Below are 16,222 nucleotides of genomic sequence, written 5' to 3'. Positions count from 1 at the left end.
ATATACCATGACTGCTTCTACCCAAAACACACTGAGTAATAAGATAGATTTTGCCTTAATTATTGGCGTGAATAATGCCAACCCAAACGGTGACCCATTAAACGGCAACCGTCCGCGTACTGATTTTGCAGGTAACGGCGAAATCACTGATGTTTGCTTAAAACGCAAAATTCGTGACCGTTTACAAGAGTCAGGTGAGGCGATATTCATCCAATCTGATGAGAAAAAGACTGACGGTATGACAAGTCTAAAAAATCGTGCTTATGATGAAGTAGTTGGCTTAGGTAAAGGTGCGTTTGAAGCCAATAAAAAAGAAAACATAGAAGCCAAACGTGACGAAACCGCACAGAAAGCCTGTGATAAATGGTTTGATGTGCGTGCGTTTGGTCAAGTATTTGCTTTTAAAGCCGATACTAAGGGCGCGGATGGTGTGTCTATCCCTATACGTGGTCCTGTTACCATACAGTCTGCATTTAGCTTGCAACCTGTTGACATTACTAGCACCCAAATTACTAAAAGTGTCAGTGGTGAAGGTGATGGAACGAAAAAGGGTAGCGATACCATGGGTATGAAGCACCGTGTTGATGAGGGTGTTTATGTCACTTATGGGGCGATCACTCCGCAATTGGCAGAACGAACAGGTTTTAGTGATATCGATGCTGAAAAAATAAAAGAGCTTTTACCCAATCTGTTTGAAGGCGATGCGTCATCTGCTCGCCCTGAAGGTAGTATGCAAGTTAAAAAGGTGATTTGGTGGGAACATAGTAGTAAATCAGGTCAATATTCTTCAGCTAAGGTTCATCGCAGTTTAAAAGAATTGCTGGACAAAAATAACGGTGAGTTTGATGAAGATGCCTTAAAATCAGCGTTAGGAGGATTAGAGCCTGAAATTATTGAAGGGTTTTAAATTACTTAACTTTTAATACTTGAACGAATTTTACGGAGTAAGGTTTGCTCAAAACTTATTATTAATTCAGAGTAAAACTAACCATGCAAACTCTCTACCTATCTCGTCTTCAGCATTACTTATTTTGCCCACGTCAGTTTGCACTGATTGAGCTTGAATGCGCGTGGGAGGAGAATATCTTTACTGCCGAAGGGCAGGTCATGCATGAAAAAGTTAACTCTGGCGGGCATGATACGCGCGGTAATATCAAAACGGTTCGTACTTTGCGACTAGGTCACAAAGCACTAGGACTAGAAGGCGTTGCTGATGTCGTTGAGTATCACACTGATGAAGACGGTAAGCAAACGCCTTTCCCTATTGAATATAAACGTGGTAAGCCTAAGTCGCATCGTGCTGATGAGGTGCAACTATGCGCCCAGGCTCTATGTTTGGGAGATATGCATGATTGCACAGTTACAAAGGGTGCGCTATTTTACGGCAAAACGCGCCGCCGTCACGCAGTAGATTTCGATGATGAGCTACGACAGATTACTTTAGATGCTATTAATGATTGCCGTCACATTATAGAGAGTGGACAGACACCAAAGCCCACTTATAGCACCAGTAAATGCCGCAATTGCTCGCTTAAAGATATCTGTCACCCAAAGATTTTTAATAAAAATGCCAAGGCTTGGTTAAGCAAAAAAATAGCGACCAGTTTAAAGGAAACGGATTACTAATTTATTGATGCATTATTATTGGCATAAAGATATCAATCCTCTTTTTGAGGCTGCGCATCGTTCTTGGGCTCTTGCGGATTTAATTGCTTGCCTTTATTGCATTGCGCTTGATCATAAGCTTTTTTAGTACCATCAGTCACTTTATTAGGGTTTTGCATATCAGCTTCGTTGTTAGATGTACTCATATCTTATTCCTTGATAACAGTTAAGAAATAGCTGATTTAACGTAGCATAATATAAAATAATATTCAAAATATAAATGGAATGATGTACTTAAAATAATCCTTAGGAAACTCTATGCGTCCACTAAAAAATACGCTATTTGTGCAGACTCAAGGCGCATGGCTTAATAAGCAAGGCGAAAATGTGGTCATGAATATTGACCATGAAGTTAAAGGACGTGTACCGATTCATAAGCTTGATGCTATTGTTTGTTTTGGGCAAGTATCAATTTCACCAGCCCTTATGGCGCACTGTACTGATAACGCTATGACAATTACACATCTAAATCGCTATGGCAAGTTTCAAGCCCGTATTGAAGGCGCGGTCAGTGGTAATGTGCTGCTACGTCGTGAGCAGTATCGTATCAGCGATGACCCTGAGCGAGTGCAGCCCATCTGTCACAGCGTCATCTTAGGTAAAGTGCATAATCAGCGCCAAGTTATTCGTCGCTACTTGCGAGATTATAAAAATCAGTTAGATGAGGCAACTATTGATAAATTAGAATCAGCTCAAAAGCGTTTAGAGCATGGTCTAAATAAAATTCTAGCAACTCAAAATTTGCCTGACCTATTAGGTCGGGAAGGTGAGATGGCGAGCACTTACTTTAGTGTGTTTCCACATTTTATTCGCAACCCTGACTTTAGCTTTCCTAAACGCACTCGCAATCCGCCCACTGATGCGGTCAATGCCCTACTCTCTTTTACTTATACCTTGATGACTCATGATTGCCGTAGTGCGCTTGAGACCGTAGGACTTGACCCTGCATGCGGAGTATTTCATCAACTGCGTCCCGGACGTCCTTCTTTAGCACTTGATTTGGTCGAGGAGTTTCGTCCTATGGCTGACAGATTTGTATTGTCTTTGATTAATAAAAAGCAGCTTGGTAAGTCTGATTTTAAGACAGAGGCAAGTGGCGCGGTCTGGCTTAAAGATGATGCTAGGCAAACCTTTTTTAAGGCATGGCATAACCGTAAACAGCAGACTATCTATCATGAATGGTTTGAAGAGACAGTACCGTTTGGTTTGCTCCCCCATTTACAGGCAACGATTATGGCGCGTCATATTCGAGGTGATATTGATGCTTATATTCCGTTCCTATGGAAGTAAGTCTCTTAAATAAGCAATAAAAAAGGATTTCTATTATGATGGTATTGGTCACTTATGATATCAGTTCAGAGGGTACATCAAGTGCCAAACGTCTACGCCATATTGCCAAGCATTGTTTGAACTATGGGCAACGAGTACAATATTCAGTATTTGAAATTGAGGTCAATCCTGCTGAGTGGACGATGCTTAGAGCCAAGCTTGAAGATATTATCGATCATAGCGTTGATAGTTTGCGCTATTATTATCTCGGTAAAAACTGGCAAAATAAAGTAGAACATATAGGGACAAAACCTGTGCTAGACTTAAACGATGTATTGCTGTTTTAGTCGTTATCATCATAAATAATTATCTTTAAACCTACTATCTGACTGTAATAAGGTCGATGCGAACCTATAGCGTACATAAAATCTCTAGGAGACTCGCAAAGGGGTCTCAATGCTATTTAACAACTTGATTTTACCACATTTATTTTCGTACGTTAAAACTTTGGTAAGCGAAATGCTTGCCAAATTTGCTCATGGTTTAGACGTTCGCAAATTTCAAGGTTTTTTCTTAATCTTATTAGCGACTTAGACTAGGGGCTTTCGCGTCCATCACGGGCGCGTGGATTGAAACTACTAACTGGCCTAATTGTACAGGGTTTAGGCCTTCGCGTCCATCACGGGCGCGTGGATTGAAACTGTCGTTGTATTTGTCTGTTATAACAATGACTTCTTCGCGTCCATCACGGGCGCGTGGATTGAAACCAACTCAACCACATCGCGCACCAAAAAAACATTTCGCGTCCATCACGGGCGCGTGGATTGAAACTCCAATGCAACTGTAGCAGGTAAAAACAGCGTGTTCGCGTCCATCACGGGCGCGTGGATTGAAACAAGCAAGGCGGTTACACGGGCAACATGGGCGCTTCGCGTCCATCACGGGCGCGTGGATTGAAACGTTACCCCACTTAATTAGCGTACGGGCCGTAACTTCGCGTCCATCACGGGCGCGTGGATTGAAACATGATAAACAAATGGGCGCTTGAGTACGTCGCTTCGCGTCCATCACGGGCGCGTGGATTGAAACCGATACATAAACAAAACGACTGCCCATAAGGCTTCGCGTCCATCACGGGCGCGTGGATTGAAACGATATAGATATAATAACATATCTGTACTAAAATATTCGCGTCCATCACGGGCGCGTGGATTGAAACGTGCTACCTTCACCAAGGGCAGCGCCTACTTTTTCGCGTCCATCACGGGCGCGTGGATTGAAACATTTCATCAATACGACCAGTGATGTGACCCCATTCGCGTCCATCACGGGCGCGTGGATTGAAACTCTTAATGATGATACGAGGGCAGCAGCCGTAATTTCGCGTCCATCACGGGCGCGTGGATTGAAACGCTAAAGTCACAGATGGATATTGCCCCAGTGTCTTCGCGTCCATCACGGGCGCGTGGATTGAAACAAGGTAACTAATATTAAGGGCCTAAACCCTGTATTCGCGTCCATCACGGGCGCGTGGATTGAAACTAATTGCACCTGTGGATAAAATAAGGCCCTCATTTCGCGTCCATCACGGGCGCGTGGATTGAAACTTGTTAGCGTCAGCCGACTCGTTAGCAGCATCATTCGCGTCCATCACGGGCGCGTGGATTGAAACTTGGTCAATATCATTGATGATAGCGATTTTCTGTTCGCGTCCATCACGGGCGCGTGGATTGAAACAATGTAGCTACTTGTTTTATTGCACCAAATACCTTCGCGTCCATCACGGGCGCGTGGATTGAAACCTGTCATCAATAACACCAAACTAAGCCATGAGGTTCGCGTCCATCACGGGCGCGTGGATTGAAACAGCAAAGTCATAGAAAGCGCCACGCAGCGAATGGTTCGCGTCCATCACGGGCGCGTGGATTGAAACCATGAATAGATAATAAACTCTAACCGCTCAAGTTCGCGTCCATCACGGGCGCGTGGATTGAAACACTATTGATGTGCCGCTAGACGATAGCGATGTTATTCGCGTCCATCACGGGCGCGTGGATTGAAACTATTCTTGGATGATTTCAAACAACTGCCATGTTCGCGTCCATCACGGGCGCGTGGATTGAAACGTCATACTTTTGCTTAGTTATCTTTTTGACAAACATTCGCGTCCATCACGGGCGCGTGGATTGAAACTAGTGAAGCAGTGGTTAAATTCATTGCCAATATTCGCGTCCATCACGGGCGCGTGGATTGAAACAATCCAAGTCGGCAGAATCCTAGGTAAGGATTCTTCGCGTCCATCACGGGCGCGTGGATTGAAACATCCAAGGTGATTAAAGTCATAATCAAACCGATTCGCGTCCATCACGGGCGCGTGGATTGAAACCATGTTATCAGTGATATGGTGGTCATAATCCTGACTTCGCGTCCATCACGGGCGCGTGGATTGAAACGATATAGATATAATAACATATCTGTATTAATAAATTCGCGTCCATCACGGGCGCGTGGATTGAAACACTTTAGCAATTGTCGACGAGGTAGGCGCATATCTTTCGCGTCCATCACGGGCGCGTGGATTGAAACAAGAAGATAGAGTTTGGTTACCTAAAGGGCAATTCGCGTCCATCACGGGCGCGTGGATTGAAACTCAGATAACGCATACTCAGACGTAAACTTGTCAGTTCGCGTCCATCACGGGCGCGTGGATTGAAACTTAGCAACAATGGCCTCTGCTATGTTGTCAAAGTTCGCGTCCATCACGGGCGCGTGGATTGAAACAGAACGCTGTGCAATGGCTATATGACGGATCATTCGCGTCCATCACGGGCGCGTGGATTGAAACAAACTACCGTTGTCTTGATACGTAAGCCTAAAATTCGCGTCCATCACGGGCGCGTGGATTGAAACTCTACAGCACGGTTAAGCTGTGACAGTAAGAATTTCGCGTCCATCACGGGCGCGTGGATTGAAACGGTACGGGTGACATCTTCACATCAGCAGCGAAGGTTTTCGCGTCCATCACGGGCGCGTGGATTGAAACAAAATAATCCATTTATATGTGATTCTGATAAAATTCGCGTCCATCACGGGCGCGTGGATTGAAACGCTACAGATAGTCAGCTCATTTAAACAAGCTGCAATTCGCGTCCATCACGGGCGCGTGGATTGAAACTCCAATGACTCGATAACAAATACCGTTCCAGTTTTCGCGTCCATCACGGGCGCGTGGATTGAAACTTAGAGCGCAATCATTTCAAGCCATTAGAAAATTCGCGTCCATCACGGGCGCGTGGATTGAAACTGAGTAAACCTTGTTGTTTGGTATTAGCAAATTTCGCGTCCATCACGGGCGCGTGGATTGAAACTTTTAAGCTCATGTTAGTTTCCTAGTTTCCTAGTTTCGCGTCCATCACGGGCGCGTGGATTGAAACTTGCCCCACAGCATCATATAAACTTGACCTTGTTCGCGTCCATCACGGGCGCGTGGATTGAAACATCAGACGGTCTAGCATATCGTGTGAAAACCCTTCGCGTCCATCACGGGCGCGTGGATTGAAACTCTCGAGCAAATCCTCGTAAAATGCTAAGACTGTTCGCGTCCATCACGGGCGCGTGGATTGAAACTCTCAATAGCGACACCGCATATAGAAAACGGTTTCGCGTCCATCACGGGCGCGTGGATTGAAACCCTACTGAGCTAGACGCTATTAGAGCCAGTGCCTTCGCGTCCATCACGGGCGCGTGGATTGAAACGCTCAGAAACTAGTAGTTATCACGATGATGATTTCGCGTCCATCACGGGCGCGTGGATTGAAACAACTGAGAGCGAAACGCTTTGGCAAGGTTGGTTTCGCGTCCATCACGGGCGCGTGGATTGAAACGCTTGAGCGCGTGACCGTAGATAAGATATCGGTTCGCGTCCATCACGGGCGCGTGGATTGAAACTGTACGACATCTTCTAAGCCACCTATGCGGTGTTCGCGTCCATCACGGGCGCGTGGATTGAAACAATACCGGCATCGCTCCATGCTTGAAATACAAGTTCGCGTCCATCACGGGCGCGTGGATTGAAACAGTTGATAGAAGCTAGTAATTGACACTCATCTTTTCGCGTCCATCACGGGCGCGTGGATTGAAACTCTCAATAGCGACACCGCATATAGAGAACGGTTTCGCGTCCATAACGGGCGCGTGGATTAAAACTTTATGGAGACAATAAAGCATGATACTCAAAATTCGCACCTATCGCAGGTGCGTGGATTGAAACTTACTTTTTAGCTATCCTGACCGCTATCGCAGTCATTTCATTCTGAAATTCACCTAATATACTATTTTTATTTCATCTAAGACCTTTATACATTTTCCTAAACGGCTTCTCTATTTACCCTGCCCATTCGCTTGCTAACTCTAGCTCACTTCTAAAGTGATTTAGATAAAGTCATCGTAATTCCTCTCTACATAACTTTAAAAGTAAGATAAGGCGTCACATGTTGTCGCCTAGTTAACGAAGTGGGATCTAATTGCTCGCCAGTAATAGTAAGATATGAGTAGAGGTCAATAAATGGGCGTATCGACCACATTAGATCATAACCTTAGTGGAGTGTCTATGAAGTCACTTAAATCATTATCGATTGCCAAGTTGCAGACAACATCGGTGCTCGTATTTCAAGGCATCTTTGATCTATTTAATATTTATACCTGTTGTATCAGACCGTTTATTACTGAAGCCTTTAAGCTTGAGCATAGCGCTGCCTGGACTAGACCTACCTTATTTATCAAAGAGGATAAAAAACAGTTTATGGTCAATAATTTTGAGCTTTTTCACCTGATCAAAAGTCCTGATGTTGATTTTAATGTACTTAGACAACAAGTGTCTGTGAGATATATCCCAAAAGATGATTTTAAATTTGATCTCTGTTTTTATGAGCTTATTGAATTGATTGCTCAACATAACAAGAAGCTAGATATCAAACTAATTTATAGTCATCTAAAAAATATTTTAGATAAACAGATGACCCAACAGTTATTTGGCAAAAATATCTTTGCCGTCACCAAATTTTGTGAGCTTATCGACATTACTGAACAAACTTATCATGCACGCCGCTCTGGAGTATCGATATGACTCAAAATAATAACGCCTCATCCAGCCAACAACAGATATCATCGGAGAATTTAAGAAAGACTATTAGCGCATTAAAGAATGATGAAAGCTTTGATTACCCAGAAACCGTCATAGAGGCCATTTCCACTATTGTTAGCGCGATGCATAACAGTTATCAAAGCGAAGAAAACGCGATTGCAGATTTGTCAAAAACGATTATACAGACACTGCAAGAGAGGCCAGTTGCCGATCAGTACATGCAAATTACTCGCAAGGCTTTGGCACAAAAACCACTAATTTTTCAGCTACTTATTTTAATGCAAGATATTGTCAGTCGTCAGTGGCTCGATCACTCATCGCGTCTGATTTGGCTGGCTATAGCGCAGCACACCGCAGCGCTGCTTATCGTGTCCGATAGAAAAACCGATACCAATAATGTACTCATGCAATTTAAGATGGCACAGTTCTCAGCATCTCCTAGGCGCACCTGGCTATGGGACACACTTCCTGGTATCGCCCAAACTGAGATAAACATAGAGCGTGTATTATCAGTATTCGATGGTATATTGAAGCAACAAAAAAGCGCACTTGATTTGTTAAATAATAAACAATCTATTCATATTGAAGAAAAAAAAGTAGCAAAAGATAATTCTGATGCAAAAGCCAAGCATAAAGAGAAAATAAAAAAGGCTAAATCTGATGCAAAAGCAAAACTCAGCCAAATAGAGAAAATAACGACCGCATATCAAAATGCGCACGTATTACAGAAGCCAAGACCTAAACGTAAGAAGCCACCTAAAAACATTAAAATCAAAGCTATCAACTTAGCAGATAATACATCTACATCTCCCTTAGACTCTACTGCAACGAGCCATAACTGGAATACTACGCCCAGTAATGATACATGGAGCAGGATACGTGATGATATAGAACACAGTGCTACCGCTGTAGATCTCGCATTTTTAGACCCTAATACCGAAATCTATGAAGGGTTAACTACCAACTTTGAAGAGCATATTGACCACTATGAGCCACCCTATGTCAGCTATGGCGAATATCCAAACCCGTTGATCAAAAACTCTATACCGCTGCAAACTATAGATTTATCGCTACAGCAAAACTACATGTCTCAGCGCAATCTCGCGCTCAACTCTAACACGCGATTGCTCTCTGTTGCTGGTTACCAAGCACTATTTGCGGCGCTCAACCAAGATTCAAGCACCTTACCAGAATCAGAAACTCATAAAACCTGCGCAGGTATTTTGCTGTTATCTATGATTACCGGACTGCCAGTTAAATCCTTACTAATATCCGGCTATATCGGTCATCCTGGTATTTTTAACATTGAGAGTAAAAGGTATTATATTAGACACAGCTTAGGTATTACCAAAAGGTCCACAAGCCAAACACTGGCTAAAAAGGATTATGAAAATAATTCCGATACCATTAAAGTTCCACTACCGGTGTGGCTGATAGATAATTTGCTTGATTGTGAATTACCGGAAAAGAAGGATATTACGACTTATCTTGCTACCTTACGTAGCAGTTTTGGACTACCGTACTTGTCAATCAATCGCATAGAAACCGCACTACATGTCGTGCTCTCTCGTTATACGCCTAATTGTCATGCGCACATTGCCGACCTCATTTGTCGCACGCCAGCGCCACATGCTCCAGCCATGTACTACAGCAGCCACACCAGTGAAATGATCATTGCTCACTATAAATCAGCGCTAAGCGTATTTAGCAGCTTAAGTGGTTTTGATTTGAATTATATCACCCCTTGGCATAAATATACCGTAGGATCAGGGTTCGCGCTTAAGCTAGAAACCGTTCGAAACATCATTGATAAATTTAAAGTCTGGGCAGACCAAAGTACAAATGATGATGAGCATTTCAATCGAACCAGTATTCTTGTATGGTTTATATTCTGCCTCTTAACTGGTGTACGACCAAATAATGGTCTTGGCAAAATGTACAATATTGATCTTGATATGGGTTGGCTGGAAATCAACGATAAGCCAGTTAAAAAAGTAAAAAGTGACCGTTTGATACCACTATGTCCTACTCTTATACGTCATCTAATAGGCTATAGAAATTATTTAATTGATTATCAGATTAAGCATCAAACAAAACATGATATCAGCGCAACCATTGATGATATCCGCTTAGGTAACGATGAAGCATTATTAAAGCTTTTGTCAGAGAGTACCTTTATATTAAAGGATATCAAGCGCGGCGATGCTTACCATATGACTAAAGAAATCATTGACGCCAACCCCTATTGGACACGCCACTTTGTGCGCACTCAGCTTGAAAGGCATGGCGTTCAGCTCTTGTTAATCAACACGGTTATCGGTCATGAAAAAGCCCGTCAAGAAGTATTGGGGCGCTTCTCATCAACTAGTAAAGCGAATATTAAGCGTGTGGCATCCGCGTTTGAGCAGATCGCTGAACAGCTAGGACTAACCGATATAAAAATCGACAATTACACTCTTCCAAATCATGTTGGCATAAGACTCGCAGAGGTAGACCATGCTAATAGATAAATTATGCTTACCAAAAATCATCGATGATCTAGCAAAGTTTAATGGCAGAAAAAATTGCTATGTGCCTTATTCTTCGGTAGTTAAAGACAGTAGCCCTGCTAGAGTACGTGAACTAAACCTGCTGGCTGACTTACAGACCGAGTGGGAGTCCTTGCAAAAGGCCTATCCTGGTAATATTAATTTTATTAAGTGTTTTGATAAACATTACAAACAAATACTTTGGCCAGATGATCGTATCTTTTTTGCTGTACCTGCACTAACTAGTTTTTATGATGAGTTATGGTTACCACCGAGCCAAGTGGTGAGTCGATTTAACCGTGTCTTTTATGAGCAGCTACGACCTTTATCTAACCAAGGATTCGATGAATTCCAAGCTATGGTTCAGGATAAGATTTCAAGGGCTTATGAGTCAACCAAAATACTAAAACAAACATGGCAAACCATCAGTAAGTTTATTGACTATCAAAATCATCATTACATGTTAGCTGAGCATCATTACCCTAAAATAATAGCGCCACAACCTATTAAAACCAATCCACTGATTATAAATGCAGATTGGGTAAAAAATGGCAAGTTACTGGTCAAAACTATTCGCGCAGTACAACACCACTGGAATCAAACAAGTGATTACAGCCAAGAGCAAATCTTAGGTTGGCTGGTATTCTCAGGTATTGTATATGGCGGCATTAATGAGGTACAGATGCTTCAAGGGTGGCTTGATTCTTTACTTAATAGGGAGTATCAGCCGTTTATTAATGAAAGAATAGTGGTCTCGCCACGCTTTGTGCAAAAACGCTATGGTAACGAACGTATAGAAAGTAGTGATACGCTTTATAACACCAAGCAAATCGTCTTAGATGTAGTCAGTCAATGCTGGCTGATGCGTTACCATAAAAACAGTAATCAAGCAGAGATTAAACATATCATTGCCAAGCTTTCAGAAAATAAGATAAAACAATACTTGACCGTGGCATTGTCTGACGTGATCAGGCCTTTAGGTATTAAGCCACCTCCTTTTTCAAGGTTTTTATATTACGCCAGTTATCACTGGGAGTGGCTCGATGGCGCTGATATTGACCATGCTTCAGTTGGGGTGCTGCGAGGTGTACATAACACTGTTGGACTAAGTACGCAGGACTTTAACCGTTTTTTAAACCAAAAACATCAGTATAAAGATGAGCCGTATGATCTAGAACATATCTTAATGCTGTCTATCAACCAAAACTCTATTAATCAAAAAGAGACACCTAGTAGTTCTAGCAAAAAGATAGAGGTTAGAAAGTCAGATTTAATTATGAATCTTACTAAAGACTTCAAAATGGATGAAAAACAGAATAAGAAAAAAATCGTTCAGAAGACTTACACCCTTATCAAAAGAGTACAAAAACGCTACGAGCAATATGATGACTTAAGTGAAAAGATTTTATTAGATTGGGTACTAAGTTTACTCAATCGAAAGGAGTCAAAATCGCTTAGTAATGAGTCTATTTTGAAATATATTAGAACCGTAGGATATGAATGGTTATATTTCACAACGGCGCAGCCACTTGATATTTGGTCAGAAGAAGAGTTTGAGGAGCTTTATGAAGATATTTTAGAATATAAGGCTGTCGTACGAAACAATACTGACATTGGATACTCTGCCAACTTATTCAAGAGTATGCACAACTTTGCTAAGAGCAAATATAACCTACCCTCAGTGAACTTCCAACAGTCCGAAAACGGTCGGCGTGTGCGTGCGGAGCTGATATCACCGCAAGCTTACAAAGCGATTATCGATCAAATAATGGGGTCTATAGATATATTAGAACGAGAGATGTTCGCGCTGTTATTTATATTAGTCTACCGTACTGGCATGCGTAAAAAAGAGCTACTTGGACTAAAGTATGACGACATCGAAGGTTTGAAGGAAGCGACGCCTTCAGTTGTAATCAGGCCTAATAGCTACCGCCCAATTAAGACCCAAAGCAGCAACCGCCGCGTTCCCATTTTTGCTCTTTTAAAACCCGATGAATTGCACTTTTTTATGACCTTTGTGCAAAGCAATATCGTCAACAACTCAAACAAGTTTATCTTTACCTTGTCATCTGATCAGCTCCCTATCGATGACCATGTCCCCCTACAGTTACTCAAACAAGTCTTAAAAGACATCTCGTTGGATGATAAATTTGCCAAACATACCTTCCATGGCTTTAGGCATACTGCGGTGAGCAACTTATCATTAGTACTATTAGGTCATCCAGATCTAGTTCAGTCATTAACTAATTATGATAACAGCGATGTATTACGTATCAAACATGGCTTACTTGGTGAGCATATAGATGGGCAAGATCGCTGGTACGCCTTGTCCGGTATAATGGGGCATTTATCGCCGCAGCGTAGCTTTGAGTATTACAACCACTTTGCTACTCTTATGGCTACTTATGCTTTAAGCTTCTCTGATATAGAACTACCTAAAAAAACGCTACTTAGTATCACCAGATTTACTGAGCTTACTGAAAGAATGATTAATGATAACGGCGACATTACTGATAACGGTATGATCAATATACCCAGTATCCGTAAGCCTTTATTCAAAAGTGTTATAAAAGGCAAACGCAAGTCACCGCGATTTGCAGTCGAAAACTCTGATAAGTATCTTTTATTCAGCACTGAGACGCCAGCCACTGACGAGCTGTTTAGTCGCTATGGCATAAACCGAATACAACTGCTCCTACAAGCATCTGATGACGAAATACCATTAAACAAAGCCGCACAACTTGCAAATATTTCTATGTACGATGCAGATATTTTAATAGAACGTGCAAGAGATGTAGTCGTCATCACCACCAAACGCGGTAAGCCCCGCTTTGTAAATACTACAGATTTAGAGACTACTCCCTTAAGCCCACTTAATATCCAATATCAAAGTGACCTAAGACTACTGTCACCCTTATTAAGTAATGCTTATCGGCTACGAGAAACATTAGAGTCTGACTGGGCTTGGTTCTTTGAAATATGCAGTCGGAAAATATCTAATAGTAGAGCCTATATATCATTCTCAAGAGAAGAGGACAAAGAATTACAGCGCTTTATCAATATCGCTAAAGAACTACTACCTTTAAAGCATTGGCTGATAACTAGTAACAAATCTATATTGATGAAAACCATGTCATCTGCTGATTTTCGAAACGCTAAGCAACAGTCTAATGATTCGATAAACACTATCAATATTGGTATTGCTAGCCGAGATAATAGAAGTGAAACAAGAAAATGGCAATACTCACCGCTACTAAGATTTTTTGTACACATGATGCTCATCACTGACGAAACCCTGTCCATTATTGATAAGGAGTCTTAGAAAGTTTGCTGAGTATAGTTACAAAGTAAAATAGATTATCTCAGTTTAATTCTATGCTCTATAGCGACGCCACATATCTCAAAAAGGGTGTAACGACTATCAATGATCGGAAAGTCGTTATTATTTGAAACTAGCTGTGAATAATTTTTGGCTGTACCTTCATCAATCCCTGGTGACCGCCACTTCCTAAAAACAACTTCTTTTGATTTTTTTTCTAATGCAACAATATAGTCGCCAGGACTAGGACTTAACTTAGGATTTATGAGAATTAGTTCACCGACCTTGAAATCTGGCTGCATACTTTCGTTTTCTAGGATCAACCAGTAATGATATTCACTATATTCAGCACCTAAAATAGGTATATATTTATCAACTACTATATTTTCAGAATCTATGTAGAACTTAGCCGCTTGAGTAAAGTTTAGGACAGGAGCATAGTACATACTTTCTGTACATATTGAAGAAGGATCGTTTTTCGATACTGTGCCTTCAGTTAAATACTCAATACTACAACCAAAGTAATTTGATAGTAATTGTAAGTACTCAAATTTAGGTGCATTTTCATCGTCTTCCCAATTCTTAATAGCTGTTTTAGAAACACCAATCTTTTTCCCTAAAGCATCCCGAGCAAGTTTCTTCTCTCTTCTAAGATTATATAATCGCTTTCCAAGTGTTTGCATAAAATCACCTTACCTATAAGTAACTTATCTTATCAGTTGAGAAGGTAAGTTTTCTATGCTTTAATAGGTAAGTAAACTTACCTTAAATATTTTAGAGCGTTATTACATTAGGAAAGATTTCTCTAAGTGAAATTTACCAATGAATAACAGGAGAATCCCATGTACCCATTATCTAAAGAACAACTTGAACAGTCACGCAGCATTCAGGCGCAAATACTGCAAAGCGCTGCAAAGTATAAAAGAGGTCAACTAGCACAAGGCATCGGTGTTGATACCACCACCGTCGGGCGCTGGTTAGATAGCAGTCATACAGAAAGCAAACTGATGCAATTTGCCACTATTCTGGCGATGTGTGATTTAAAAGTAGTACCTGCTGATATGAAATGCTATGACATAAAGAAGATTGACATCCTATTCAGACTCGCAAAAAACAGCTTTGATCGCTTAGACGTCGCAGAGGATTTTTTTATACCAAGAATAACTAATCAAGGAGAACATGATGAGTAAGGATGATGTGGGCATTTGGCTACCCGTTTATATTGGTGAGATGCTTGCCATGACCACGCGTTTTAGTACTGAGCAAGTCGGCGCGCTGTATTTACTCATGATGGATTATTGGAAGAATGGTGAGATACCACATGATGACAGAATCATTGCTGCGATCACTGGACTGTCCGCCATTAAAACAAAGACGTTTATCAAATTACTTTTGAGTATTCAGCTCTTTGAAAGTAATGGCGAGCTATTATTCAGCTCATATCTTAATGATAAAAAAGAAACTGCGACCAATAATAGAAGGGTCAAAACCGAACGGGCTAAAAAAGCTGCGGACGCTCGGTGGGGTAAACATGAAAGCATTGATAGTCAAAACCTTAAGTCTGCTGATGATAAAACTAATGCACAAGAAGTATCTGAGCCATGCCTAAGCAATGCTAACGATATGCTTGAGCAATGCCCGTCATCATCATCTTTATCTTCATCTAATAACTCTTCTCTCTCTCACTTAAATAATAACCGTTTAAATATTGATCCTATTAAAGACTGGGCAGCACCTACACTGAGTCAGACAAACACTTTACTTAAAAACGCATCGTCATCAGCACCAGTATTAGATTCAAAAGCTTATGCCAATCATATTAAGAGTTTCAAAAAGTACTACACAGAGCAAGAACTAAAAAACAATCCCATTTTAACGGATGACAGACGATGTGATGTGTTTGTTACATGGATCAATAACGACCGTCAGTACCAATCTAAAAACAAAAAAAGCAAAGGAGAGCACTATGAGTCAGCCTCAAAAACCAATCAAAAACATGCATCTGGCGACGCATTTGACCATGCTGCCCGCTACGTTGAACAAGGACAGCAAGACGTTGATGCCTACTTCGACCGCATGGCGTGATGACGATGCTACTGATGATAACAAACAGATGCGACAAATAACCAAAGAGCTAGTGCGATTGTTTGGTGAATGGCAGCTAAGCTTTGGCAATAAAGCGAAAAAGGCAGACTACCCTATACATAAAGCCATATTATGGGTCAGAGTCATCATGCATTTGAAGCCAACTGGTGATCAGTGACATCAAGCTCGGCAGCGCTCTATCCTTGAAGAGTG

Annotated in this window: 12 protein-coding genes and 1 CRISPR repeat array; of the genes, 10 read left to right on the top strand and 2 right to left on the bottom strand. The window is 41.6% G+C overall.

What is annotated here, in order from left to right; genetic code table 11:
* Positions 1-7 precede the first annotated feature (7 nt).
* Positions 8-907 (top strand): type I-C CRISPR-associated protein Cas7/Csd2, encoded by a 900-nt coding sequence (cas7c, locus tag KPY62_RS11645; RefSeq protein WP_216582361.1) that lies wholly within the window; start codon positions 8-10, stop codon positions 905-907.
* A gap of 83 nt (positions 908-990) precedes the next feature.
* A complete protein-coding gene (gene cas4 / locus KPY62_RS11640) occupies positions 991-1,626 on the top strand; it encodes a CRISPR-associated protein Cas4 (RefSeq protein ID WP_216582359.1) in 636 nt (211 codons plus the stop codon).
* Between the two features lie 32 nt (positions 1,627-1,658).
* On the opposite strand, the gene KPY62_RS11635 is transcribed toward cas4, so the two are convergent.
* Positions 1,659-1,811 (bottom strand): hypothetical protein, encoded by a 153-nt coding sequence (locus tag KPY62_RS11635; RefSeq protein ID WP_216582357.1) that lies wholly within the window; start codon positions 1,809-1,811, stop codon positions 1,659-1,661.
* A gap of 112 nt (positions 1,812-1,923) precedes the next feature.
* On the opposite strand from KPY62_RS11635, the gene cas1c reads away from it, so the two are divergent.
* From cas1c to KPY62_RS11610, 5 genes are all read left to right on the top strand, one after another.
* The gene (gene cas1c / locus KPY62_RS11630) at positions 1,924-2,955 is read left to right on the top strand and encodes a type I-C CRISPR-associated endonuclease Cas1c (protein WP_216582355.1); all 1,032 of its coding nucleotides are present in this window, start codon (positions 1,924-1,926) and stop codon (positions 2,953-2,955) included.
* A gap of 35 nt (positions 2,956-2,990) precedes the next feature.
* Positions 2,991-3,281, top strand: coding sequence for a CRISPR-associated endonuclease Cas2 (cas2, locus tag KPY62_RS11625; RefSeq protein ID WP_216582354.1), 291 nt, complete (start codon positions 2,991-2,993; stop codon positions 3,279-3,281).
* A 257-nt stretch (positions 3,282-3,538) separates the two neighbouring features.
* Positions 3,539-7,204: a CRISPR direct-repeat array (repeat unit 32 nt; unit sequence TTCGCGTCCATCACGGGCGCGTGGATTGAAAC).
* A 339-nt stretch (positions 7,205-7,543) separates the two neighbouring features.
* Positions 7,544-8,059: a hypothetical protein gene (locus KPY62_RS11620; RefSeq protein ID WP_216582333.1), complete on the top strand. Its 516-nt coding sequence runs from the start codon at positions 7,544-7,546 to the stop codon at positions 8,057-8,059.
* Positions 8,056-10,587, top strand: coding sequence for a hypothetical protein (locus KPY62_RS11615; RefSeq protein ID WP_216582331.1), 2,532 nt, complete (start codon positions 8,056-8,058; stop codon positions 10,585-10,587). The genes KPY62_RS11620 and KPY62_RS11615 overlap by 4 nt, the downstream gene beginning before the upstream one ends.
* Positions 10,574-13,927 carry a site-specific integrase gene (locus KPY62_RS11610; protein WP_216582323.1) on the top strand — a complete coding sequence of 1,118 codons (3,354 nt, stop codon included), beginning with the start codon at positions 10,574-10,576 and terminating at the stop codon, positions 13,925-13,927. Before KPY62_RS11615 ends, KPY62_RS11610 begins: the two co-directional genes overlap by 14 nt.
* Before the next feature lie 35 nt (positions 13,928-13,962).
* Here the strand turns inward: KPY62_RS11610 and KPY62_RS11605 are convergent, their stop codons facing one another.
* A complete protein-coding gene (locus tag KPY62_RS11605) occupies positions 13,963-14,607 on the bottom strand; it encodes a helix-turn-helix domain-containing protein (RefSeq protein ID WP_216582312.1) in 645 nt (214 codons plus the stop codon).
* A gap of 159 nt (positions 14,608-14,766) precedes the next feature.
* Between KPY62_RS11605 and KPY62_RS11600 the strand changes: the two genes are divergently transcribed.
* The 3 genes from KPY62_RS11600 to KPY62_RS11590 are packed head-to-tail and all read left to right on the top strand — an operon-like array spanning position 14,767 to position 16,187.
* On the top strand, positions 14,767-15,114 hold the full coding sequence (locus tag KPY62_RS11600; protein WP_216582310.1) for a hypothetical protein: 348 nt from the start codon (positions 14,767-14,769) through the stop codon (positions 15,112-15,114).
* Entirely contained in the window at positions 15,104-16,009 is a 906-nt protein-coding gene (locus KPY62_RS11595) for a DUF1376 domain-containing protein (RefSeq protein ID WP_216582304.1), read from the top strand. Before KPY62_RS11600 ends, KPY62_RS11595 begins: the two co-directional genes overlap by 11 nt.
* On the top strand, positions 15,984-16,187 hold the full coding sequence (locus KPY62_RS11590; RefSeq protein WP_216582302.1) for a hypothetical protein: 204 nt from the start codon (positions 15,984-15,986) through the stop codon (positions 16,185-16,187). The genes KPY62_RS11595 and KPY62_RS11590 overlap by 26 nt, the downstream gene beginning before the upstream one ends.
* The last annotated feature ends 35 nt before the right edge of the window (positions 16,188-16,222 follow it).

This window comes from Psychrobacter sp. TAE2020, assembly GCF_018919485.1.
Lineage (GTDB): Bacteria > Pseudomonadota > Gammaproteobacteria > Pseudomonadales > Moraxellaceae > Psychrobacter.
This window is presented reverse-complemented; position numbering and strand designations above follow the sequence as displayed.

What these genes read in the sequence shown, in the direction of transcription:
- KPY62_RS11595 (WP_216582304.1), top strand. Translation starts at nt 15,104, where the DNA reads ATGATGAGTAAGGATGATGTGGGCATTTGGCTACCCGTTTATATTGGT.
- KPY62_RS11615 (WP_216582331.1), top strand. Translation starts at nt 8,056, where the DNA reads ATGACTCAAAATAATAACGCCTCATCCAGCCAACAACAGATATCATCG.
- KPY62_RS11610 (WP_216582323.1), top strand. Translation starts at nt 10,574, where the DNA reads ATGCTAATAGATAAATTATGCTTACCAAAAATCATCGATGATCTAGCA.
- KPY62_RS11620 (WP_216582333.1), top strand. Translation starts at nt 7,544, where the DNA reads ATGAAGTCACTTAAATCATTATCGATTGCCAAGTTGCAGACAACATCG.
- cas1c (WP_216582355.1), top strand. Translation starts at nt 1,924, where the DNA reads ATGCGTCCACTAAAAAATACGCTATTTGTGCAGACTCAAGGCGCATGG.
- KPY62_RS11635 (WP_216582357.1), bottom strand. Translation starts at nt 1,811, where the DNA reads ATGAGTACATCTAACAACGAAGCTGATATGCAAAACCCTAATAAAGTG.
- cas2 (WP_216582354.1), top strand. Translation starts at nt 2,991, where the DNA reads ATGATGGTATTGGTCACTTATGATATCAGTTCAGAGGGTACATCAAGT.
- KPY62_RS11590 (WP_216582302.1), top strand. Translation starts at nt 15,984, where the DNA reads ATGCCTACTTCGACCGCATGGCGTGATGACGATGCTACTGATGATAAC.
- cas7c (WP_216582361.1), top strand. Translation starts at nt 8, where the DNA reads ATGACTGCTTCTACCCAAAACACACTGAGTAATAAGATAGATTTTGCC.
- cas4 (WP_216582359.1), top strand. Translation starts at nt 991, where the DNA reads ATGCAAACTCTCTACCTATCTCGTCTTCAGCATTACTTATTTTGCCCA.
- KPY62_RS11605 (WP_216582312.1), bottom strand. Translation starts at nt 14,607, where the DNA reads ATGCAAACACTTGGAAAGCGATTATATAATCTTAGAAGAGAGAAGAAA.
- KPY62_RS11600 (WP_216582310.1), top strand. Translation starts at nt 14,767, where the DNA reads ATGTACCCATTATCTAAAGAACAACTTGAACAGTCACGCAGCATTCAG.